The sequence below is a fragment of the Chitinophaga sp. XS-30 genome, from assembly GCF_008086345.1.
Taxonomy (GTDB): domain Bacteria; phylum Bacteroidota; class Bacteroidia; order Chitinophagales; family Chitinophagaceae; genus Chitinophaga.
The window spans coordinates 5,299,091-5,322,562 of record NZ_CP043006.1; the positions used below are offsets into that span (position 1 = coordinate 5,299,091).

Below are 23,472 nucleotides of genomic sequence, written 5' to 3' on the forward strand. Positions count from 1 at the left end.
TTAAAATGTTACTTGTAAACCAAATGTCGTAACTGCGATAGGCGCAATAGATGCGCTCTGGTTCTCCGGGTCCATTCCCAGGTAATTGGTGAACGTAGCGAGGTTTTGTCCCTGCGCGTAAACCCGGAGGTTCAGTATCTTCATTTTCTTCAGCCAGGTGTCCGGAAAATTGTACGACAATGCCACATTTTTCAGGCGGGCAAAGAATATGCTGGCATAGGCAGCATCGTCAGTATTGCGGGGCCGCGCCTGGTAGGCAGGGGATGTTGCGCTTTGCGTCAGCTTGTTCAAAGTGGCGCCGGTATCCCCCGGTCCCTTCCAGCGGCGGTCATATACATATTGCGGAAGGTTGCCGTAATATCCCGGAACATATACACCGTTTACATTCCATATCCTGCCATTGGCTTTTGAGAACTGTAAAAACACGTCCAGCTGAAAGCCCTTATACCTGAACGAATTCTGCAAACCGCCGAACAGCTGCTTGCCGATGTTAATGGCTACGGTACGATCTGCAACCCCTAACAGCGCGATGTTGGTGACCGTATCGCCCAGCCTGTTCCGGTAACGCATGACACCGGTATTGGGGTCAATTCCCAGGGTGGGCACCAGCTTGGCAATAGTAAGCGGCTCACCCACCACGTAAGTGTTCGCATTGGATGAAGAAGCCAGGTCCGGATAATCGATAAGTTTATTATCCGGAATAGTGATGTTGAAGCTGGTGGTCCAGGAGAAATCCCGCCGCGCTATGTTTGTAGTATTCAGCTCTATTTCCCAACCGGTATTCTGCACTACCGCCGGCAGATTAAACGGCACGCTTGAAAAGCCGGATACCTGCGAAATGGGGTAACCTATCAGCTGATTTGAAGAGCGGTTGCGGTAAAAGTTGGTGTTCAGGAGGATGCGGTCCTTCAGGAATCCCAGCTCCAGGGCAATGTCAGCTTTCCTGTTGGATTCCCATTTGAAATCGCTGTTCGCCAGGTTGGCTGGCTGAAGGCCGATGCCGTTGTCGCCGTAATAAGGATAGTAGCTGGAAGTAGAATTATAAAGGGAAACATATCCATAGTTGGAAATGGCATCGCTTCCCGTAGTTCCGTAACTAAGCCTGAGCTTCCCGAAACTCAGGAACGGCAGCGCATCTTTAAGCGCCTTTTCCTCAGAAAAGATCCAGGCAGCGCCTACCGCTCCGAAATTACCGAAACGGTTGCCGGGACCAAAACGGCTCGATCCATCGCGGCGGGCAGTCAGGTTAAGCAAATACTTGCCATCTACGTTATAATTGACAAGCGCGAACAACGCATTGTATTTATAGTCGCTGAAGGCCGTTCTGCTGGTAACCGCCTGCGCGGAACCCCTGTTTTCAAGCAGTGCGTCATCCACAAATCCCGAGCCGTAATCCAGTGATCCCTTCTGCGTGCTCTGCTGGAAGGTGGTTCCCAGCAGAACTTTCAGCGGCTGCCCTAAAAACCTGACATCATAGGTGAGTTGCGGCTCGATGTTCCAGGTTTCGGTGGTATGATCTCCATACTCCGCAGCACGGTTTGCCGGCCCCAGGAAGTAAACGGGATTCGTAGCGCTCTCTGGAACGGTGTACAGCGTAGTGTACCTCAAATTGGAATAGCCCAGCTGGACTTTAAACTCCAGCCCTTTAAGAATGCGGTAACTGATCAGGGAATTGGCGTTCAGATTGGTTGTCCGGGCATCATACTTCTGGTTTAAAGCAGCCAGCGGATTGGCAAAGGCCGTACCGGCAAAGTTCAGTTTCCCATCTGGCAGATACAGGTCCATACCCAATGGCGGAAGTGTCACCGCATTATGGGTGGGATCATTGGGAGACAGGTTGTTTTTTTCTTTCAGGAAAGTTCCTGTCAGCTGCGCTTTCCAGCGCTGATCAGCGGAGGTATGATTAAGGCTGAAGCGTGCAGATGCTTTTGTATCCGCAAAATCGCCGGGGAATACAGCGGTCTCTCTCCAGTAACCGCCGGAAAGGGAGTAATTGGTATTCGCGCTGCCGCCCGACAATGTCAGTTGTGCATTGGTATAATGCGCGGTATTCCCGATCAGGAGGTCCTGCCAGTCGGTAGAACGCGTAGTATCCCACTGCAGCAGGTCCGGCGCATAGGAAGCGTCACCGATAGCCACGCCATCATTCCGCAATGCCTCATAGCGCATATCCAGGTACTGCCGGCGGTCCAGCAGGTCCATCATCCTGGCCACTCTGCCGAACCCTTTTGAAAAGTTAGCATCGATCTTGCTGTCGCCCGCCTTTCCTCTTTTGGTAGTGATGAGAATAACGCCGTTGGCGCCTCTTGATCCGTAGATAGCGGTAGCATCCGCGTCTTTCAATACCTCTATCGATTCGATGTCTGCCGGGTTCAGGGAATTGAACGGACTCGCACCGCCGCCAGGTTGCTGCCTGAAGTTATTGGGCACCGTATTGGTGGAATTCGCTAAAAAAGGCACCCCGTCGATGAGATAAAGCGGGTCGTTTGCCGTAGCCGTCAAGCTGTTCGTTCCCCTTATCCTGACGGTAACGCTACTGCCGGGGATACCGCTTTGCTGCGTAATATCCAGCCCGGGCACCCGCCCGATCAGCGCTGTCAGCACATTGCTGACCGGCTGCTTTTCGATGGTTTCCGCCCTTACCGTACCCACCGCCCCTGTATTCAGGCGTTTACTGGTGGTATAATATCCTTTTACCACCGTTTCATCCAGCCCAGATATGGCTACGCGCAGCACTATACTGATATCTGTATCGGTGCCGACCGTGTATTCCCGCGACTGATAGCCAATGAAGGAAACAAGTAATACATCGCCGGGATCCGCATTTATGGAAAATCTTCCGTTCGCTCCCGTGGCGGTGCCTTTTTTGGTCCCCTTGATGGATATGGTCACGCCAGGCAACGGATGGCCGGCGGTATCCCTCACCACTCCGGTGACAGGTGCGCGAACAGCTTCCTCCGTAACCGGAGCGGGCTGCTCAGCCGGCGGAGGCGAGGCCCTTTTTATAATGATCGTTTTTTCTACAATGCCATACTCGAGGTGCTGATCTTTGAGGCTCCGGCGCAGGACTTCCTCCAGGCTGATATCCTTTACATTCAAAGTAACCGGCCGGGCATTCCTGATCAGCTCGTTATTAAAGAAAACCAGGTACCCCGTCTGCTTTTCGATAGCGTTAAATACCTGCCTGAGCGGGGCATTCCTGAGCGACAGGGTGATCTGCTGCCCATAGGTTCCCGCCGATACCTCCAGGCAGGCACAAATGGTTAAAATACAAGTCAGTCTCACGGAGAGCAAAATTTTGGTTGAATACCGCCCTTTCCGGGGAACGGTTTTTACAAAACGATTCCATTGCATACATTTGCATTGTTTGGTTGACGTTAATCAATAATAGGTAAGACGATTGTTGTGACACTGATAACTCAAACATTCACCGGGAGCGGGTCCAATCGCTTCCGGCTTTTTTGTAATTAACAGGGATAAAGCTTTGAAATTTCTACATCATGATATCAACAGCTGGTTTTATACTTTAACGTTCCGCAGGCTCGATAACGATCTTCCTGCCTGTTATCCTGTAATGAATACCGCTCATGTCCAGCACGCTCAATAGTTGCGACAGGCCCAGGTCCCGCTGCAGCTTTCCTGAAAAATACAGCTTGCTTACACCCTGCTCGAACTCAACATCCACATCATACCAGCGGGAAAGCTGCGCCATTAATTCGCGTAATTCCGTATCCTCGAAATAAAATATGCCGTTCTTCCAGGCCATCACCCGCTCCAGATCGGGTGCTTTATTCAGATCCAGATCTCCATCCTTTGCCAGCACGGCCTGCTGTGAGGGCCGCAATTCCATCCTTTTGTTTGCAGCAGGGGCATCTACCTGTACGCTTCCTGTCAGCAACGTGGTGTATATCTGCCGGTCATCTTCATATGCATTGATATTAAAGTTTGTGCCGAGCACTTTCACCAGCAGCTTATCTTTTACTTTTACGATGAAGGGGGCCGATGCCTGGGCAGCCACTTCAAAATATACTTCCCCCGTTACTTCCACGCGCCGTTCCCCTTCCCTGAACGCTGTAGGATAACGGAGCGAGCTTGCCGCATTCAACCATGCACGGGAACCGTCTGGCAGTTGCACCGAAAACTGGCCGCCCCTGGGAGTTGAAAGGGTGTTGATGCTTCCACTTTCTTCATTGCCGGTGGCCTGGTACACCAGCAGCCCCCCCTGCTGCTGAACCGATGTACCGCCCTGCGGTATCAGCCGGTTACCGGCGCTGTCGAGCATTACAATGGAGCCATCCCCAAGCGTTAACATCGCTTTGGGCGTCGCAGCAGCAATGTCCGGCGTATATTCAGCGCTATGGCCTGTCTGTTGCTGCCGGTACATCCAGGTACCCGCCAGTATCAGCAACAGCAGACTGGCGGCAAACGCCCAATATCGGACCCGGGCAGCTTTCCTTACCATCACCGGGTCCTCCATTGCGCTTATCTTATCCCGCAGGAGCTGCAACAATGCATCATCGGCATTCTGCCGGCGATCCGCGTTCCAGCTAATCTCTTCGTGATCTTCCATAAGATCCTGGAATGCCTTGTCATCAGCGGCGCGTATGGCCTCAGACAGTATTTCCCGCTCCTGGCCGGAAAGGTCCCCGGAGGCATATTTCTGCAAAAGTGATTTGATGTGGTCCTGGTTCATGCTGATAGGTCTCTACATACAAGACTGCGTTTTGTGAAAAAGAATACTTTCACAAATAGATATATTTTACAACAATATGTAATTCGCAGGGAATTGAGTATGATGTATCAAAGATGGATAATGATCAGTATCGCAACAGGAATATCGATGCCCTTGTAATGTTTCAACTGGTCGCGCAATGTTTTCACGGCTTCATACAAATGTTTTTTTACCGCAAATTTTGTCATGGACAACTCTGCCGCGATCTCATCGAGTGACCGTCCGTGTTCGTTTCTCAGCAAAAGAATGCTGCGTTTTAGCGGTGTCAGCCTTTTTATCGCATTGCGGGCCAGTTCATGATATTCTTCCAGTTGCATCTTTTCCCGGATGGCGTCACCTGTTTCCGTTCCGGGCTGCGCAAACTGCCAGCCGGCAATGGCGCCTGTTACCTGTGCATCACGCCTGCGCTTGTCCAGCAGGCGGTTTTTGGCCATTCTGAAAAGATATGGTTTCAGGGACTTTACGATGATCATCGTTTCCTTTCTCAACCACAGCTTGAGGAAGATATCCTGCAAGATCTCCTCCGTTTCGTCTTTGGAGAATCCGGTAAGCGGGAAAATGAATGTGTGCAGGACGGGCTGAAAGAAGTAGTACAACTCCGCGAATGCGGCCTCGTCTCCCCTTGCCAGCGCTTCCAATAGCTGTATTTCATTTTCCAGCGTTACTTTCATTAACCCGGCTCCTGCTTTAGTTGAAAGATAAATTATTTTATCACCCGGCGTAAAGATGCGGTTATCGTCAGCAACAAAGTTAAGACAATAACCGGCAGGAGCAACCGCAGGGCTTCCGTCCAGTTTACAACGGGCTGCCGGAAATCGAATTCCGGCACTTTCATGAAATCGGAAAGCGTAAACGGCCGTGCCTGTATCGCAATATTGTTCAGGTAGTACCGGCGCTCCGTCTGATAAGCTTCTGCGGCAGCAAGGTACTGATGATAATTATTTATTTCCGAACCGGCTACCTGGTTAAATGCATGCTGAACAGCATACACCGGGTTCAGCCAGTTCAGCCGCAGGGTGCGCGCATATTCTTTCGCCTGGCTCTCCACCACCATTTTACCCATGCTGTTATTAAATCGGATCTGTATCTCGGACCGCATCAACCCTTCATAAAAACGCCGTGCGCCATCCCTCGTATCCTTCATGGCCGCAAGCGGGTAAGGATGCCGGAGGCTGCTGAACGAATCGGCCAGTTGCGCCGGCTCCAGATCATAGGCATCGGGATAATCGCCCCGTTGGTTAAACATCGTCTGCACCAGTTCTTTTTCATGAGAATCGGATACGTTCCTGTGAATGACAGATGGGACCAGCAACAGTAAAATGATCCACAATCCTCCCAGCACGAGTGCATTGGTGGTACTGGAACGGTTGAGTGAAGCGATGAAATAGACCAGTGAAAACCAGAAAATGATGTAAACAACCGTGATCAGCGCCCAGGTGCTCATCTGCAACGCCTCCTGCCGGAATGAAATACCGTTTATGGCGAAGGCGGCAAGGTTGATAACGACCGACAGCAGTATCAATACGGATGCCTGGAATGCCAGCTTGTGACGCAGTACTCTTTTCACATCGCCCTGGATACGCAGCAGTGTAAAGGTGCTGTTTTCCTTTTCTCCGGAAAGCACATTATACCCCAGCGCAATAATGAACAGCGGGAACAGGTAAATGATCACGAACGAAAGATCGAAATTACCGGCGAGCAATTTAACCGGGTTCTGGATATCCGTTGATGTTGTACTATAGATGTCTGCCCCCCTGAAATTATTGGACACTTCATGATAAAACGGAAAGTTGTCTTTCTGCCCGATAGACAGCGAAGTGAACGGACCTGGCCTGTACACGACCGTTTTTGCGCCGGCAACAGCAGCCTGATAATATTTCATCACATCATCGAACCTTTGCTGTTCTTCCGGGCTGAGCTTTGCCGTATCTCTTCTTTTTATCTCCTTTATGGCAGATGTTGTTTTCTGCTGTTGCAATGTATCTACAGCATAGATCATTTCCTCCTGCTGGCTTACAAAATGTTTGCCGTATCGCGCACCGAACAGGCCCGCCACCAGCAGGAACAGGAGCCCTGCCAGCAGGAAACGGTTCCTGAGCAGCAACACTGCCTGGTATTTCCAGATAGTTAAATACTTCGTCATGCTATCCTGATTTTATTGGATGTAAGCGCGATCAGCAAACAAACTGCTATGATCCAGGTGAATAAAGCGATTATCTCGGTGCTGTAATTAGCCAGGCTCCAGCGCAGCGAAGGGGATTCGTAGCGGTAGTCTTTCACCTGGTCCCAGTATTCCTGTGTAAGCTTTCCCTTGCTGTCTTTAAACTCCGATACCCTAGCCGCGTCCAGCTTGTTGAGGTCGCGGATCAGCACCCGCCTGTAGTCTTCCACATCTTTTGTAAAATCATAATGATGGTGCATGTCTGTGCCCGCAATAGCCATCGACAGATTTTTAACGGCCATGAAAGGGTCCGCAAATCCGGAGACCGCTCCTACCCTGTTCTGTGCCGAGATAATGTTGCTGATGCGTGTAATGGCCTTATCGTAGACATAATTATTGAAATCCTCATCAGCCTGCATCAATAAGCCACCCAGTTTTACAGGAAGCTGGCTGGCGCTGTCAACACCGTATGCGCGCAATACCGAATCTGTAAATCGCTGCGAGCGCTCATTACGGGTATCATGGCCATTGATGCCGCCTTTCCGGTCGTCCGCAATGGATTGGTCGAACGCCACCCTTGTTGGCAATGGCGTACGCTGCGCCCCGATGTTGGCCGCAGTTTTGGGAATGATCACCGTGAATACGAACCACACCGCCAGCAACCCGACCAACAAACCTGAAGGGCTATTGGCCCTTGCGGACAAATAAACGGTCAATGCGATCAACAGCGCGTAATATAATCCGTACAGCACTACCAGCAGGAAAACCCTTGGCAGCACACCGGCTCCCGCTTCGTGCTGCCCCATGTAAAATACAAGACCATATACGAAAGCCGCCAGCAGCAGGAAAATCCAGTAAACCGCAATATAAGCAGCGGCCCTCGCCGTTATCAACTGACGCATGCTCACCCCCTGGCATAGCAGTAACCGGAGCGTGCCGTTCTGCCGGTCGGCAATAACAGAACGGTAGCAGGTGAACAAAATCAGCAGCGGAAAGATCACCTGCAGCAACATCGCAAATGAAAATTCCCCGAACCGTATGAGCGATGATTGCCCGGAGGCGGGAATGAACACGGCTTCGTTCTGCCGGTGCGCTTCCAGCCTTACTGTAGTACCGGTATAAGCGTTTACGCCGGGATCGATGGCCTGCAAAAATGTGGCCGGCTTGAATACGATATGCCCGTAGTGCCCGGCCATGTGCGCGGATGTTGGTTTCTGGTGCTGCAGCATGTAACGCGCCGTATCGGTCAACTCATGGTGCTCCCGGTATGCATGCCCGTATTGCTCCGTGGAACTGAATATGGCGTAGCCGGACAACAGCAGCAGGAATACCGCCAGTACCTGGAAAGTGCTGTCCCTCCACAGTCTTTTCAGCTCCTGCGACGCTAGTGTTATGAATACTTTCATGTGAATCTTTTAGATGGTTTCCAGGTAAAGTTTCTGCAATGCTTCCGGGCTGATATTGTCCGCGCTTACCACATGCAGCAATTGTCCGTCTTTCATAATACCGACGTGCGTACCGATAGATACCGCGTTAAAGATGTCATGCGTAGCGATCAGCACAGACTTCCCCTGGGATGCCAGTTGTTTTACGATGCGGGTAAACTCGTCCGTAGCCCGGGGATCCAGTCCGCTGGTAGGTTCATCCATCAGTATTACGTCCGCATTCTTTGCGATAGCGATGGCAATGCCTACTTTCTGGCGCATGCCCTTTGAGAAAGTACCCACGCGTTTTTCATGGGCTTCCGGCTGCAGATTGGCGTCTGTCAGAAAATCCCGCAGTTGTTTGCGGCCATACGAGTAACCGGCGAGCTTGCTAAAGAAGTCGAGGTTCTCAACAGCGGTAAGGTTCGCGTACAACATCACCACTTCCGGAATATAGGCGATATAGCGCCTGGTATCGTTACCATCCTTCCCAACTTTCTTCCCGTTTATTAAAACTTCGCCGGAATCAGGCGCCAAAAAACCCAGCGAGATATTAATGGTAGTGGTTTTACCCGCGCCATTCTGGCCGAGGAGGCAAAATACCTCCCCCTTGTTGACAGTGAGATTTAATCCTTTCAGGGCATGATGATCCCCGTACGTTTTGTTCAGGTTGGTTATTTGTAGCATGTGCAGGATTTATGTTATGGTTTTTTATTCCAGCGGCTCCATAATGCAATTGCCTTCAGCCCTCCGGGTGTAATATATTCTGGTCTTTGTGCTTTATACCGGCCCAGTGTGTGAACCGCCCTCCGGTACATCACGGAGTCAATTTCCGAGGGCTTATGTCCCTTCGGCATCGCATAGGTGAAATACCCCTTGTTGCCGGCATATACCGGTATTGCGAAAAAATCGCGCGGAACAAGCTTTATCGTCGTATCCTTCTCCGCTGCCTGGTTGGCCGTCACAAAAAAATCGACGGCATATAACGGATACCCGAACAGCAGCCCGTATCCCCTGTTACGGTCGTGCCTGCTTTCATATTCGATAACCGGAAGCACGGTAGCTGGATCACTTTCAGGCGTGAAGCCCCATTGGCCAAAGAAAGCGGCATGCTGCGCAATCAACGACGAAAACCGGCTTTTCCGCACAACATATATTTCAATGCTGCGCATATGTCCCTCTTTTTGCGCAAAGGGCATCATGACAAACTGGTGATCCCCTTTGCTTAGTTCCGCGCAGATCCGGGCGTACTTTAATGCCAGCTCAGGCAGGCTGTCTGCCGGCGTCACCTGGTGATCGCCATCCTTCATTAAAGGTGTTTTCGCCACAGGAAATCTCAGGAATTTCACACTGCTGACGGGCTTGATCGTATCCAGCAGCGTATAAACGGCCTCATGGTCCAGTGCGTATGCCAGCATGCTGTCTGCAAGAACGCGGTCGTTGTTGTGTAATGTGGCAAACGGGCGGGATACCTGGCAGGATGCCACGGCTAAACCAACTACCATTAATAGAACGTATCTCATGAACTGATGATTGATATGAATGCAATCTGAAAAAATGCAACGCCGCCGGTCAAGGGAAAACCGGCAGCGCTGCAGATCGCAAAAAATTGCTTCAGGGCATTGCATTCCGCGGATATCGTATGCTGTGCCTTTATATTGATCAAATTAACCACACTAAATTATGCATCAATGTTGCAAATATATACATACAGCCGGAGAATCCAAACATTATTTCTGTTCCGACCGGATCATCTCCACGAGTGCTGGCCCGGGAAACGGCGGAGCAGTGGAGACAACGCGTCCCTGCCTGTCTATCAGCATCGTTTGCGGAGCGCCGGAGAATCCGTAATGCCGGTAAAACGGGTGCTCTCCGCCCATACCCATGGTGAATACATTCCATTCGCCTTCGCTCGTGTACAGTCCTTCCCGGATACTTCTTTTCCACTTCAGGAAATTGATATCCAGCGAAACGGACATGAACACTACGCTGGTATCTTCCCGGAACGCGGGCAAAACGGCATCGTGCAATCCCTTTGCTACCTGCACGCAGCCTTTGCATCCGGTAAACCAGAAATCCATGTAGATCACCTTGCCTTTGAGATCGTCGAGTTTCACCACGCTTCCCAGCGTGTCTTTGAACTCGAAAGGGAACGCCCGCTTACGCCCTGCCGCTGTTTGAGCGCTGGCGGCGAACTGAAGAAAGCTCATCGCCAGTGTCAGCCATATCATCATTCTCCGGATTGCCATATTGTGCTATTTCAGCAGGTTGTTTAATTGATCTTCCAGCTCGTCTATTTTGAGATTCCTCGCCACTACTTTCCCTGAAGGGTCCAGCAGCAGGTTCTGGGGAATGGCACCTATGTCATATTGCTGCGCCACTTCATTTTTCCAGCCTTTAAGGTCGGATACATGCAACCAGGCCAGTTGATCCTCTTCTACAGCAGCCTCCCATTTTGCGGCATCCTGGTCGAGCGAAACGCCCAATATTTCGAACTTCGGGCCTTTGAATTGCCGGTAGAGTTTTACGAGATCGGGATTTACCTTCCGGCAGGGGCCGCACCAGCTTGCCCAGAAATCGATCAGTACATATTTATTGCGCAGGCCGGATAACCTTACTGGCTTGCCTTCCATGTTATTCTGCACAAAATCCGGGGCCATAGATCCAACCGGCGCAACAGGGATCCTGACCGTTGTTTCAGCCGATTGGGCGCGAACATAGGAACGCATCTGTTCCTTGTACAGCTCCCCGAACTGACCAGCGATGACGATGGCGGCAGTGGAATCCGGCTTTCTTTGCCTGATGTATCCGTAAAAAGCCATTACGGTATGATAGGAATCAGGATATTTTTTAACTTCTGCCAGTATGAGACTGTCCCAGCGCATTAAGATCACTTCGTTCTTCCTCTCATACTCCTGCAAATAAGCTTCGGATTGCAGCTGCTCAGCAGCAGCATTATTGAATACGGCCGCCAGCTTTTTCTGCTCGCGGACCAGCGCCCCCTCCTTACTCCAGAATTCCCTGTGTTTTGCATTCAAGGATGAACCTGCTATCTGAACGCCTGTTCTCAGTGTATCTGCCGGCGCATTAATGGTCATGGTCCCGGTTTCAAAGAAAACGCTGGCAAGGCTCATGTCCGAAAAGAAGCCCGGCCCTTCAACACCCGGGTAATATGGACTGTATTTGACCATGATAGCCCCGTAAGCCGGTAGCAACGTCTTTTTCCGGTATTCAAATTCGCCGTTTTTCACCGGGATGGTATCCCATTTTTCATCGCCCATATAGATCCAAAGCTGCCGGGGTGCGTTCAGGTTACCCACCTTTCCCTTAACGATCACTTCCCCCGGTTTAGCGTCCGCAGCTGTTTTTTGTGCCATTGCCGGTGATGCGGCCAATAGCATCAGGATCAATAATTTTACTTTTGATTGCATTCTTGATTGCTTTAAGTTTTATGCACCAGGTTCTCTTTTAACAAGACTGCGATTTGAGAAAAAGAATACCGCCCCGAATAGATTTATTTTTCAACAATGTATAATAAACAGATTGTGGGCGTAATGGCTTTTCTACGCCACTACGCCCACAATACATCGTTTTGGGGGGAACACATGCTTTATTGACCCCCTAAAAATTCACGCCCACAGCAGCGCCATAAGCAATGCGATGATCGAAACCGGAGCTTTCCGCTTTAGTATATCCTGCATACCCGTTCACAAACATCACATTCTTCTTCTCCCTGCCGATCCGGAAGGAAAACGTCACCGGCAGCTCGGCACGGATAAAATCAGACGCCAGGTAACGGTAATCATTCGTTTCCAGCTGCGTTACAACGACGTAATCCTTGTTCGCACCATTGTACGCGTAACCGCCGCTGAGGTTCCTGTTATAACCGGCATTCAGGCCAACCAGCAACTGGCTGCCGCCAAGCCGGAAATTCTTCTTCGCGCCCACCTGGATGTAAGCGTTCTCTGTTCTCTTGAACGAGTAAGGGAGAATATATTCATCGTTCAGCTTCCTGTAGCGTACAGAAAAGTTCGCCAGCCAGGAATAATCGTCGTTCCCTTTTTTACCAACAATGCTGTAGTCCAGCGCTGCTTCCGTGGTTTTGAAAGTGGAGCGCACATATTTGGCCAAAGTCATCCAGCCTTGCTGGCTGCCGGAGTTATCGCGCTGGGTGATATACTGGATGCCGTCTATATGGCGGTTGTAATAACGTGCGGAAAGGGTGTGCATCAGCCTGGATGATTCCTGCTGTACCGTAGCCCCGGCTTCCCATGATCTACGCAGCACGGAGGCGCCATCGCGCGGAACGGTAAAGGATATGGTCAGGTCCTCCGCTTCCACGAGGTAGTTCAAATGCAGAAACAGCGTGGCCTTTCCGCTGTAACGGTATTGCAGCCCCCCGCCCCAGCTGTCGCCTTCGTAATTATTCGTTCTGCCGGAACCCAGCATGCTCACCGCCGTACCGAGGCCCAGCAGCTCGTAGTAAGTCTGGTCCACATACGTATTCACATTGCTCATCGCCGCCTCTTCTTTCACGTTCGCATAACGCAGGTTCAGGCCCAGATCCTGGTTGGGCGCCAATGCATAGATCACGCCCGGCGTAATGGACAGCGCATAGTAATAGTTCTCCGTACGGATGTCGCGCTGCTTGGCGCCGCTGCTGGCATTGTAGCTGGCGCCCAATCCCCATGACCAGCGGCCGTAGGAAGGCGTGGCGATGCCGAATTGCAACTGGTAATGTTGCTGCACCCAGTCGCTGGGATTCAGATCTGCAATAATATAAGGCATGCCTCTGAACGGATCGATGATGGAAGCATTGAAACTGGCTGCTTTGATCCCTTCCCGGCGGTAGTTGAATGAACCGGTGAGATAGCAGCTATCAAGGAAGATACCGCCTTGCGTTTCCACGATCTGCCGGTTGCCGGAAACACCTTCCTGCGGGCGGTGAAAGTTGCCGTTATACCCTTCATAACCTGCCTTTAGCTGGGAATAACGGTAAGGGCGGTCCAGTTGCAAACCGGCGGGGTTGCCGGACCGCTGCCACAGGCTGCGTTGCTGACGAAGCTCGAAGGCGGCCGGTGTATTGCGTTGCGTTTGCTGCGCGGAAGCGCCGAAAGAGGCGGTGAGCAATAATACAATATATAGTTTCTTCATTGTTTTCGATGTTGATTCACTTAATTGGTGTGGTTCCATGCGGGCATCTTTGAACCATGGCGCCTGAACTGCGGTACTACGCCGCGTTCAAAGTCATCTGTACTGTTATTGGTGTCTATGAAAATGGGCGAGCCATCCGGATTGGTAATATCAGACACCTTACGGGCCACACCCAGCGAATTGTAGGTAGCGCCCACGTAGGTCATACCGGCATCGAGCACGGAAGGAACACGTTTCGCATTGATGGAATTCTGGTTGTTGCCGGCCTCCACCGCATCGAGGATGTAGCGGATGGGGACCTTGGCATACTGTGTGGTGGAAGTAGACGCCAGGTTCCTCGTTTTCAGCGCGGGATCGTTCACCGGGTCATAGGTTTCACCGGGCGGTACGCGGAAGATCACATACGCGCCACCGAACACGGAAGTCAGGTATTGCGGCAGGGTTCCCTTGGATGCATTGCCGTTATAAAATACATGCTGCATATCCACCGCCGGCTGATCGGGGAAGTTCGGGTTGTCCATATTGAACTCAAACTCCGAGCTGCTGCAATCAACGGGAGATGCCGGATTGTATTGCGGCAACTGGTGGTTCGCAGCGAACTGCGACATCACGAAGGATTCACCGGGCAGCAGCGGGTATTGCGTACCATTGCCCGGCACCTTCCAGATGCGCTCCGCATAAGCATAATCAGCGCCATCTTCCGCGGGCCACAAAGGCAGATTGGTGGTGGCGGTGGTGGGCGTAAGGTTGGCAAAGCACAGCCCGTCCAGGTAAATCGTCTGGTCCGAGTTGTTGTACACTTCGTAGAACTGGTTCCTGAAATAAAAAGGAGTGGTGCCGGCAAAGAAGATCTCGGTGAACACGAGCGGGCTTACCTTCAGGCCGTCCACATCTATCTCCACGGTGCCGCCATTCGCCGTGATCGCATAATTTATTTTGGCGCCATTAAGGTAATATACATCGCCATCAGTTGTCTGTGCGCGACCGGATATGTTGATGCTGTAAATACCGGGAATAAGGCTGTCGATAGCCGTGGCGCCGGTACCCAGCGTTCTTTCCAGCCTGAACCCTTCCGCGAAGTTCTCGAATACCACTTTCAGACCGGCTGTGCTGGTGATCTCCGGAATCACGGAATTGGCTTTTACCGTAATGGCGTACGGTCTTATATCCTCCGCGTCCAGCGCATTATCTATCCTGGAACAGGCGCTGCATAAGATGACGAGTGCTATGATGAAATATTTCATCCGTATACTTTTTCTCTTTTCAGTGGCCGGATGGAACTCCGCATATACATTCCCTTGTGTGATATAATCTATCATGCTTCGTTTCATGTGTTGCAATTAGAGTGTGAGTGATAATTCCAGGCCGAAGAAGTACTGGTTGCCCCTCCTGGTATAAGTACCCGGAACGCGTTTGGATTCCGCGCGCTGATAGGCCCTGAACGCGTTGTTGGCGAAGAACGATACCCGCAGATAGTCTGCGATCTCTTTGGTGACGTTCACATTGAAGGTCAGCAGCGGCGGGTAAGATTCCATGATCTCGCTGGTGCGGTTCACATTCCGGAGCAAGGCTTTGAATTCGGGTTCCTCTCTTTTCGAAGCATCGAAATCATATACCAGCCCATCATCCTTGGAGATATATTTCACCGGAATGCTGTCGTTGCCCAGCCTGTACCAGTTGCGGTCGCTCCAGATCACCTGGGTGGTAAGGGTCACCACGAAGCCCAGCCTTGGTATGTTATGGGTTGTCCGCAATGTGGTTACCGCCGTTTCATTATATCGCTTCTCCATACCGGGTTCGTACAACCCTATGTGCGTTCTGGCGGAACCGGCATTGCCGCTGAAATCATCGAAATACAGATAATCTTTGTTATAGCTCTGCGTATGCATAATAGCTCCGTTCAATGCGAAAGCCGTGCGGATGGCTTTGAAGCGGCCCAGGTCGAGGTCCATCTCCAGCCCCTTGGTACGAGCTACCAGGTTGTTGGTAGGCATATAAAAGCTGGCGAGCACGTTATTGCTGGCCGACAGCTCGAAAGCTCCCGTGCCGTTACGCGTGTATTCGTTATACACCAGCGGCTTGAAGCCTGACAGAGAATTGCCCATCGTATAACCGTTATCAACATCTTCACGGAAGCCTGTCACGCGCAGCGTGGCCTGTTTTATATTCAGGCGAAGGCCCAGTTCCGACTTCTTGTTCTTCGCGATCTCCAGCGAATTATTTTTTGTGCTGAATACGCGCGTGGTGGTCATGAATACGCGTTGATCTTCAGGAATGCTGCTGGTAGCGGTTTCGTTGATGTTGATGTATTCGAAATAAGCATCTTCCGGATGGAGATAGAGTACGGACGGCGCTTTTGCCAACTGACCGTAAGCCCCGTTGATGCTGAGGATGCCAGGCACCACGTCCACGCTCGCGTTGATACGGGGAGAAAATGCGGTCCTGCTCCCGGAGAAAACGCCATAACGCATACCGGCCGAGATCTCCAGCCGGTGACCGCCTATCCTTGTACTGAAATTATCTTCCGCATACAGGCCCAGCTGGTTGATGCCGGGAATGTCTTTATAGGCCCGCTTTCTGAAGGTGGCGTTTTGTGCGGACAGGTTCCTGTAGGGCGGCGCGGAATCCGCAAAGGTCTTGCCGGCCCCGAAGTTCCGGTCAGTCTTGAAGTCGGCCCCCAGTATCCAGCGGTGATTGGTTTGGCCGATCCTGTTGAAGAAAGTGGCCGCCGTTTTGAAGAAAGTATTCAGTTCACGGCCATTGATATCGTACCGGCCGAGATAGGTACTGGGCAGATACACCGCATATTTGCCGGCATCAGCGGGATGGCTGGTGTTCAGCTGATTGCCATCCGCGTCCACGTAATTCCTGTCAGGATGATTGGTCAGCACACTGCCGTCGGTCGTGGTCATGGAATAAGGGGCATTGGCGGCGGTATATTGTGTTTCATAGAAGCTGTTCCTGGCGGTATAACCGATCCTCGCTACGTAGTTAAAGTTACGCAGCCAGCTTTTATTGAAACGGATGTTGCCGCGTGTATTAAAGATCAGGCCCAGGTCTTTTCCGGAAGAGGCCGTTTTGGTGATCTCGTCATCAGGGTTACGGTCACGGGTATCTTTTCCGTAGATAAGGTCCAGCGAAGTAGTGCTGGCCAGTCTGCCAAACAGCGTATTGGAATACATGGTGCTGGCGGTGAAGCGCTCATAGCGGAGGTATTGCTGCACCGGGTCGTTGGTGTTACGGGCATAATCTACCCCAACATTCAAAGCGCCTTTGCGGCTACCGAGGTTAAAGCCTCTGTTCAGGGAAAGCTGGTAGAGGCTGGCGTTCGTACGGCCCTGGACTTTCAGCGGCTGCACACCTGCTTTTGTATTCACGATCACCACACCGGATGTTACATCGCCATATTCGACGCCGGGAACACCGCGGATCACTTCCACGGATTCCACGTTGTTCATGGAGATGCCGCGTACATCGTAGCCACCGCCGGGGGACGCGCCACCGGCCAGCGCAGCGGTGCCGCCGCTGACGGCCGGCGTCATGGTCTGGAGGTTGGCGTTGTTGGACACCGGAGCGCCATTGAGCATCACGGACGCGCCGAAAGCATTCATGTCCGAAGCGGACGAGCCTACGCTGCGAATGTTGATCTGCTTGGCAAGACTGAGGTCCGGATTGGTGATGATACCGCCAGGCAGCAGCGCCATCACATCTGCCAGCGAGTTCGCCTGCAGGTGGTCCATCGCCGTGCGCGAAATGCGGGAACTGGTCCCGTTCGTATTAGCGGTAGTAGCCGTGATCCTGACCTCTTCCAGGCGGAAGTCCGCATTGCGCAGCGTCAGCTGCAACTCCAGGTCCCGGTTAACCTGCACCAGCGTGTCGATCGGCTCCTTACCCAGGAAGCGGACGTTGAGGCCGGACGTACCCGCGGGCACATTCAGCAACTGGAAGCGGCCGGTGGCGTCCGACTGTGCGGTAATCCCGTATGCGGACATTGTAATGGCGGCATACGGCAAAGGTTTTTTATCCGTGTCATAGACCGTACCGGCAACCCGGTATTGCTGTGCGAAGGAGGATAATGCCAAAAATAACAGCAAAAGCATCCCCGCACCTGCACGGTATGTGCATGTAAAATGTGATCTCATAGATGATATCAATTAATGTGTATGTCCCATCGTTTCGGGATTGATCATAATATGTGCTTTGAATGTGCCGGCTCCCATCAGCCAGGGCATGCCCGGGATATCGGGCGTTGTGGGAAGGCCGGTGCTGGCCCCGGTGGCGTAGGGTACATATACAACGTACCGGCGCTGCCCGTTCTTTATCTCTCCTGTTTCTTTCACCAGGTCTTCGCTCCTGCCCCAATACCCGTACAGGATGGTGGGGTCTTTCGGGAACGGAAGCGTGCCGGCGTTGATCTCGGCTTCCCGCACCTCGTCTTTCTGATGGATGTTCTTTCCCTGCGCTGCCAGCTCCCGGCCACGGGCCATGAAGGGCTCCAGGCGCTTTGGATAAGCATATACATACACGCCGGACTGCCTGGGGTTCGGGGCCAGGCAGATCATATCATTCGTCCCCTCCCGCAGTGTGGTCACTTTTCCATCAGGCGTGTAGCCGATCACGGTAGCACTGTCCCGGAATTCTTCAGGCGCCGCCATCAGCGCTACACGGACCTGCACATCTGCCGGCAGGACGGGTCTTTTCTTCGTTTGCGCCAGGGCGGTTTGCGCCAGCAGCAGTAATACCAGTAACTGTTTCATTATTGAAAGATGTTTAAGTTCTTGCGTGCCTGTGCTTTTAAGGCAGCCGTGTAACCGTTGCCGTTGGCAGCTTCCCTGCAAAGCGCGATGATGTCATCCCTTCTCCAGGAGCGGGGAAACCAGCTCAATGCTTCCAGCGCCGCCAATCTTACCGGCTCGCTGCTGCCTCCGTCTTTTGCAATGGTGATGAGTGCCGGTACGGTTTGATGATAGCGGTACGCGCGCATCATGGTGATCTCGGATATCCTTTTCTTGTCCGGTTTTGAGGCATCAAGAATGGTATCTGCCAGCTCTTTCATCTTCTGACCATTGCGGGTAACGGCTGCTATGAACTTCTTATCCGCATTCTGCTCCTTCAGCGCTTCCAGCATCGGTACTTCATTGATGAAGGTCATCGCCGTCTGTGCTTTGAAGGCGATACGTTCGGAATGCATGTCATAAGCGATCATATTGGCTATGGCAGGTGCCAGCTCATCGCTGCCGATCTCGCCGATAGCGTAAAGGGAGCGGCGGCGGATGAACTCGTAGGGATCGGAGGCTGCAGCCCTGAGCACCGTGATGAAGTCCTTGTTGTTCAGCTTTTCCAGTTGCAGAAATGCTTCCAGGCGGGTGGACTCATAGCCGGACCTGAAATAAGTGTCTTTCAGCAGTGTTGAATAGGCCGCTTTATCCATTTTTCCCGCCAACTGTACAAGCGCCAGCGCCTGAACATCCGCATCAGTGGTTTTCAGCAGGGATTTCCAGAAGGCGGCGTCATGCCTGCCGGTGATGGCTGCGTTCAGGTCAAGCTTGCTGCTGCTGTTGAAACTGAAAGTAGGATCGCCCATGATGTGGGTTTCCAGGTAAGCAATGTGCCTGAACCAGTTCCCTACCCGCACGCCGTGCTGCATAAGCCCCAGCAGCTCGGTGGCCCAGAGGTCCTGCAACACGCCTATGCTGTTGGCGACAGATACAATATTGCCGCCTTCGGAGAAGGGGTAATAACCGGCCAGGTACCTATCCAGGTGGAAAGAGCCGGTGAGGCAGTTATCCAGCAATACCATACGGGCATTGGGCCTGGCAGCGATAATATCTTCAATGTGGATGTCCAGGTGATGATTGAAGATGGAATCATCCTTCATCACTGCGGGGTCCAGTGCATTGTCCATCCACGACACCGGCACATCCAGGTACTTTTCATAATTCGCTTTGGCGGCGGCAATGTCTTTCCCGCTTTCCTGCGCGGCCCGGATCTTGGACCGCAGGTAACGGAGGATATTCTCTTTAGACTCCGTGGGGCTGGACACATAAGGATATCCGTTGATCAACTGGATATCGCTGTCCCCGTGACCATGCATGATGGCGAGGTCTGTTTCCGGCAGCTGCAATGCTTTCAGCAGATGGAACTTCAGCGCGCGATCGTTGGTGAAGTGGAAAAACCTGATGGTATTGCCCGGCAGGAACATGGCCGGGAACTGGTTCCGCAGCGCCAGCTGCTCTCCGGCAAAGGCATTGACGGATTCCGAGTTGTAGCCGTGCGCGGTGGAGACGAACATATTATCAAGACTGTTCTGCTGCTTTTTGCCGGCCACCACTTTGCGGAGGTATTCGCGGATCAGCGTGTATTTGTCCTTCCCAGGCACTACCGGCGGCTTGATCCTCGCGGAGTAGATGCTGAGATGGAGCTGTTGCACCGCATCGGGGTTGATGCTGTAATAGAAATAGTTTTTTTGCAGGCTGTCCTGTTTGATGAAATCGAACTCCAGGTGAAAATCGTCATAAAAGCGGTCAGAAGGCACGGAGGAGCGCTGCCAGTTGATCTTCTGGTTCATTTTGAACGTAGAAGTGAGGTATTGTGCGTCCCGGATCATGGGCACCGGGATATCACCGATCAGTACAGCTCCTTCCAGTTGCTGCGGCCGGGCGTACAGGTCTTTCAGCACCTTCCTGATCTCCTCCGGCTTGTTCCAGTGATGATGTACGATGTAAGTACCCAACCCCGATCCCTCGATGGCCGATCTGTAAGCGTTGATCTCTTCCGCAGCCTGTAAATAAGTAGAATCGTCTACTACGATGGCGAAGCTTGTTTTCGATATAACGGATGGCCCCTCAATCTTTTGTGCATACGCAGTTGTCACACTCAGCGCAGCAAGGCTGATAATAATCCCTTTCATGTATAAATGCATTTATTGGTCTCGAAGCGGTTCAGGGCGGGATGAAAGTCAACCGGAATTGGTATAGTTCGTACAAATTTCCGCCGCGAAAGTACGCAGCGATGGGAAACAGCAGTTTACGCAATCGGAAAAAGAATTGATCCGATTGGGAAAATCATGCTTCCCGATAACTTGAACAATAAGCAGCGGCAGCAACAAAAAGTTGCTGCCGGTCTTTTAAGAACACTATGCTTCGTACCATTTATGGGAGCAAATATATAATATTTGCAACAATATTGCATTTATTATTTAGAAGGGAACAACCGCCATGCAGCAAACAGCGACATCACATCAATAAAACACTTTTCATGCCTGCGAATTATTTAAAAGCTCAAGTATGCCTTCCTGCCGGATGATCATCATCCCCTGCCGGTCTTCCGTTATGCCTTCCTTCATTTGATAAGTGTACCGGGGGTGAGTCCCATCCATGATCGTAGGCATATAGGCAAAACGGATATTATCATTTTTCTTCAGCGCCTCCCCCACTTCGATGATATGCGTGGAGACCACAAACAGGCATTTTCTGTAATCTGCAAAGCCTTCGGTTACCGACAAAGTACCGTCATAAGCATCTTTTACATTGGTGCCTTTGAATAACTCATCGAACATCAGCAGCAACCTTTTTCCGGCAGCCGCTGCCAACGCGGCCTGCTTTACCCGCACCACTTCCGCATAAAAATGACTGTACCCCAAACCAATGTTATCCGCCACGTTAATGGAAGAATAAAGACCTTCCCTCACCGAAAAGCCGAAGCTCTGAGCCGCTACCGGGAAGCCCATGTGCGCCAGGTACAAGCCAATGCCTAATGACTTCATCAGTGTTGACTTGCCGGCCATATTGGCGCCCGTAAGAAACAGCACATTGGTATCTTTATGCATGCGAATATCATTGCCGACAGCATCGGGCACGCAGGGATGGAACAACCCGGTGGCCGAAAGGAAATTATCCTCCGGGGGATGCGCAACGGCATAGCCCAGCCCCTTGTTTTGCGCCACGCTGCCTACCGCGATATATACATCCACCTCATATATAAACGCCAAAACAGCCTCCAGCTCCTTGCGCAGCCTGCTTTTTAAAAGATGATCGTAATGGGCAAGCAGGCGTACCGGCAGCGCGGCATAGATATCCATATTTCTCAGCTTTTCTATGCGCTTGTCGGCCAGTATTGTTTTGATGATATTGGTCCGGGAACGGTAAGGCTCCTCAGGCGCCAGCGTTTCCAGGAACGAATGACATTGGGCAAGCGTGAGGATAGTTGCCTGCAGGCCCTGTATCTTTCTTTTATAGCGCTCATCGTGCGTCAGTGCCGACAAACACTTTTTTATAACCGTATCCGCCAGTACCAGTATTCCGCTTTTATCCGTTTTTTCATCAAGGTATTCCCGCATCTGGCTGACGTGCTGTACATCAAAGGGAAATGCATGCCCCGTGTCCCGGAAAAACCGGAACACCTTGCTGCGGTCATTGATAGCGGCAGCATCCTGCAAGGGATTGCGGAACATCTGGTCAAGCAATTGTTCGCCCCCGCTCGTTTTTACCTGGTTAAACATATGATAGACCGAACCCTGCCGAAATTTGCCCATCAGGTTCAACTCATCAAGCGTTTGCTTATCTATACTGAAATTCATAGATCATCGTCTTTAAAGTATTTTCATTCCACTGATATGCGTCCCGCAATTCGCCACGAAAAAGGACATCCGTTCTGTGGCGCCCGGCACGATTTACCGCACCTTCTTCCCTTCCCGCAGTATGTCCAATATCCCCTCATTCCGGATGATCACCATGCCATGGCGGTCATCGGTAATACCCTGCCGCAGCATATAGGGATATTCGGGGACGTTGCCGTTCATCTCCGTAGGCATATACTGAAAACTGATGGCAGGTTCTTTCTTTAATTCCTCACCAGCTTCAACAATATGGGAGGATATGATAAAAAGACTGTGCTGATTCTTTGCGAAAGCACTGGTAATGGCTACGGTTGCTTCATGGGCGTCTTTTACATTCGTACCCCTGAAAAGCTCATCAAAAATGACGAAAAGGGACTTCTTTTTGCTGAGCTCCACGGCTACTTTTTTTGCGCGGAGCACTTCCATGTAAAAATGACTGGCGCCGATACCCAGGTTATCCGGCAGGTTCACGGTAGTGTACATGCCATCCATGACCGAAAACGCCATCTCCTTTGCGGGAAGGGGAAAACCCATATGGGCCAGGTACACGGCTACACTGATGGAACGCAGCAGGGTGGATTTTCCCGCCATGTTGGCGCCGGTTAAAAAAATAAGGTTATGGCCGGAGCGCATCGCTATGTCGTTCCCCACGGCATTTTTCAGCGCGGGGTGAACAACGCCTTTTATCACCAGCGTTGCTGTTCCGGGTCCTAAAACCCGGGGATAAACGTAGCCGTTCCTTGCAGACAACTGGCCGACAGACAAGTACACATCCAGCGTATACACATAGTGCAGCAATTGCTCCAGCTGTTTATGCACCCTTTTCCTGAACAGTTGATCGTATGCGGTTACAGCCGAATAGGAGAGCCTGCCTTTCAGTTTTTCCTTTAACGCCGGGGCCAAGGCAGTATCCGCTAAAAGGCCGGCCAGTTCATTCCTTTCTGTGCTATAGGCCGGCAGATCGGTTGCATCCGCGGCATCTGCGAACGCCTGCATGCCCTGCAGCAACTCGATGGTAGCTACAACACCATCAAGGGTTTCTTTTTCGCTCAGCGTATTTTTGGACATGCCATCACTATCATCATCGGGTGCACGGCTCAGGTATTTCTCTATGCTGTCCAGCACACTGCCGTTTACCGGAAAGCCGGTTTTTCTCAACGCGAATTGTGCTATCGTGTTCAGGCGGTTATTGATGGCGTCCTTGTCGGCCAGGGGCGCTTTAAACCACTCCCGCAGCAATCTTTCGCCACCGCGGGAATGGGTGTGGTTATAAATACCGAAGATGCCTTCGGCCTCCTGCCTTCCGAAAATGCCCAGGTCGTCCAGCGTCTGTTCGTCTGTCTCCAATAATCTGGCGGTCATGTATATGCTGTTTAATTCAGGA

Annotated in this window: 16 protein-coding genes; all 16 read right to left on the reverse strand. The window is 51.7% G+C overall.

The window, feature by feature from the left end; all coding sequences use genetic code 11:
* A complete protein-coding gene (locus FW415_RS21315; protein WP_168208930.1) occupies positions 1 to 3,285 on the reverse strand; it encodes a SusC/RagA family TonB-linked outer membrane protein in 3,285 nt (1,094 codons plus the stop codon).
* A gap of 241 nt (positions 3,286 to 3,526) precedes the next feature.
* Positions 3,527 to 4,693, reverse strand: a complete 1,167-nt coding sequence (locus FW415_RS21320; RefSeq protein WP_148389064.1) for a FecR family protein — start codon at positions 4,691 to 4,693, stop codon at positions 3,527 to 3,529.
* Between the two features lie 107 nt (positions 4,694 to 4,800).
* Positions 4,801 to 5,403 (reverse strand): RNA polymerase sigma factor, encoded by a 603-nt coding sequence (locus FW415_RS21325; protein ID WP_148389066.1) that lies wholly within the window; start codon positions 5,401 to 5,403, stop codon positions 4,801 to 4,803.
* A gap of 32 nt (positions 5,404 to 5,435) precedes the next feature.
* Entirely contained in the window at positions 5,436 to 6,875 is a 1,440-nt protein-coding gene (locus tag FW415_RS21330) for an ABC transporter permease subunit (RefSeq protein WP_148389068.1), read from the reverse strand.
* Complete coding sequence (locus FW415_RS21335) at positions 6,872 to 8,299, reverse strand: DUF3526 domain-containing protein (protein ID WP_148389070.1); 1,428 nt, start codon at positions 8,297 to 8,299, stop codon at positions 6,872 to 6,874. Before FW415_RS21335 ends, FW415_RS21330 begins: the two co-directional genes overlap by 4 nt.
* Before the next feature lie 9 nt (positions 8,300 to 8,308).
* Positions 8,309 to 9,004 (reverse strand): ABC transporter ATP-binding protein, encoded by a 696-nt coding sequence (locus FW415_RS21340; RefSeq protein ID WP_148389072.1) that lies wholly within the window; start codon positions 9,002 to 9,004, stop codon positions 8,309 to 8,311.
* A 14-nt stretch (positions 9,005 to 9,018) separates the two neighbouring features.
* Positions 9,019 to 9,840, reverse strand: a complete 822-nt coding sequence (locus FW415_RS21345; RefSeq protein WP_148389074.1) for a hypothetical protein — start codon at positions 9,838 to 9,840, stop codon at positions 9,019 to 9,021.
* A 207-nt stretch (positions 9,841 to 10,047) separates the two neighbouring features.
* Positions 10,048 to 10,566 carry a TlpA disulfide reductase family protein gene (locus FW415_RS21350; RefSeq protein WP_148389076.1) on the reverse strand — a complete coding sequence of 173 codons (519 nt, stop codon included), beginning with the start codon at positions 10,564 to 10,566 and terminating at the stop codon, positions 10,048 to 10,050.
* A gap of 6 nt (positions 10,567 to 10,572) precedes the next feature.
* A complete protein-coding gene (locus FW415_RS21355) occupies positions 10,573 to 11,748 on the reverse strand; it encodes a TlpA disulfide reductase family protein (protein ID WP_148389078.1) in 1,176 nt (391 codons plus the stop codon).
* A gap of 190 nt (positions 11,749 to 11,938) precedes the next feature.
* A complete protein-coding gene (locus FW415_RS21360; RefSeq protein WP_148389080.1) occupies positions 11,939 to 13,471 on the reverse strand; it encodes a DUF6850 family outer membrane beta-barrel protein in 1,533 nt (510 codons plus the stop codon).
* A 20-nt stretch (positions 13,472 to 13,491) separates the two neighbouring features.
* Positions 13,492 to 14,802 (reverse strand): DUF4876 domain-containing protein, encoded by a 1,311-nt coding sequence (locus FW415_RS21365; protein WP_210420761.1) that lies wholly within the window; start codon positions 14,800 to 14,802, stop codon positions 13,492 to 13,494.
* A 9-nt stretch (positions 14,803 to 14,811) separates the two neighbouring features.
* Positions 14,812 to 17,613, reverse strand: coding sequence for a carboxypeptidase-like regulatory domain-containing protein (locus tag FW415_RS21370; RefSeq protein ID WP_210420762.1), 2,802 nt, complete (start codon positions 17,611 to 17,613; stop codon positions 14,812 to 14,814).
* A 12-nt stretch (positions 17,614 to 17,625) separates the two neighbouring features.
* Positions 17,626 to 18,228 carry a hypothetical protein gene (locus FW415_RS21375; protein ID WP_148389082.1) on the reverse strand — a complete coding sequence of 201 codons (603 nt, stop codon included), beginning with the start codon at positions 18,226 to 18,228 and terminating at the stop codon, positions 17,626 to 17,628.
* On the reverse strand, positions 18,228 to 20,381 hold the full coding sequence (locus FW415_RS21380; RefSeq protein ID WP_210420763.1) for a HEAT repeat domain-containing protein: 2,154 nt from the start codon (positions 20,379 to 20,381) through the stop codon (positions 18,228 to 18,230). Before FW415_RS21380 ends, FW415_RS21375 begins: the two co-directional genes overlap by 1 nt.
* Positions 20,382 to 20,726: 345 nt before the next feature.
* Positions 20,727 to 22,049 carry a DNA mismatch repair protein gene (locus FW415_RS21385; protein WP_148389086.1) on the reverse strand — a complete coding sequence of 441 codons (1,323 nt, stop codon included), beginning with the start codon at positions 22,047 to 22,049 and terminating at the stop codon, positions 20,727 to 20,729.
* 93 nt (positions 22,050 to 22,142) lie between these two features.
* Positions 22,143 to 23,450 carry a DNA mismatch repair protein gene (locus tag FW415_RS21390; protein WP_148389088.1) on the reverse strand — a complete coding sequence of 436 codons (1,308 nt, stop codon included), beginning with the start codon at positions 23,448 to 23,450 and terminating at the stop codon, positions 22,143 to 22,145.
* Positions 23,451 to 23,472: the final 22 nt, after the last annotated feature.

Coding starts and splice junctions, on each gene's coding strand:
- FW415_RS21320 (WP_148389064.1), bottom strand. CDS start 4,693: ATGAACCAGGACCACATCAAATCACTTTTGCAGAAATATGCCTCCGGG.
- FW415_RS21325 (WP_148389066.1), bottom strand. CDS start 5,403: ATGAAAGTAACGCTGGAAAATGAAATACAGCTATTGGAAGCGCTGGCA.
- FW415_RS21330 (WP_148389068.1), bottom strand. CDS start 6,875: ATGACGAAGTATTTAACTATCTGGAAATACCAGGCAGTGTTGCTGCTC.
- FW415_RS21335 (WP_148389070.1), bottom strand. CDS start 8,299: ATGAAAGTATTCATAACACTAGCGTCGCAGGAGCTGAAAAGACTGTGG.
- FW415_RS21340 (WP_148389072.1), bottom strand. CDS start 9,004: ATGCTACAAATAACCAACCTGAACAAAACGTACGGGGATCATCATGCC.
- FW415_RS21345 (WP_148389074.1), bottom strand. CDS start 9,840: ATGAGATACGTTCTATTAATGGTAGTTGGTTTAGCCGTGGCATCCTGC.
- FW415_RS21350 (WP_148389076.1), bottom strand. CDS start 10,566: ATGGCAATCCGGAGAATGATGATATGGCTGACACTGGCGATGAGCTTT.
- FW415_RS21355 (WP_148389078.1), bottom strand. CDS start 11,748: ATGCAATCAAAAGTAAAATTATTGATCCTGATGCTATTGGCCGCATCA.
- FW415_RS21360 (WP_148389080.1), bottom strand. CDS start 13,471: ATGAAGAAACTATATATTGTATTATTGCTCACCGCCTCTTTCGGCGCT.
- FW415_RS21365 (WP_210420761.1), bottom strand. CDS start 14,802: ATGAAACGAAGCATGATAGATTATATCACACAAGGGAATGTATATGCG.
- FW415_RS21370 (WP_210420762.1), bottom strand. CDS start 17,613: ATGAGATCACATTTTACATGCACATACCGTGCAGGTGCGGGGATGCTT.
- FW415_RS21375 (WP_148389082.1), bottom strand. CDS start 18,228: ATGAAACAGTTACTGGTATTACTGCTGCTGGCGCAAACCGCCCTGGCG.
- FW415_RS21380 (WP_210420763.1), bottom strand. CDS start 20,381: ATGAAAGGGATTATTATCAGCCTTGCTGCGCTGAGTGTGACAACTGCG.
- FW415_RS21385 (WP_148389086.1), bottom strand. CDS start 22,049: ATGAATTTCAGTATAGATAAGCAAACGCTTGATGAGTTGAACCTGATG.
- FW415_RS21390 (WP_148389088.1), bottom strand. CDS start 23,450: ATGACCGCCAGATTATTGGAGACAGACGAACAGACGCTGGACGACCTG.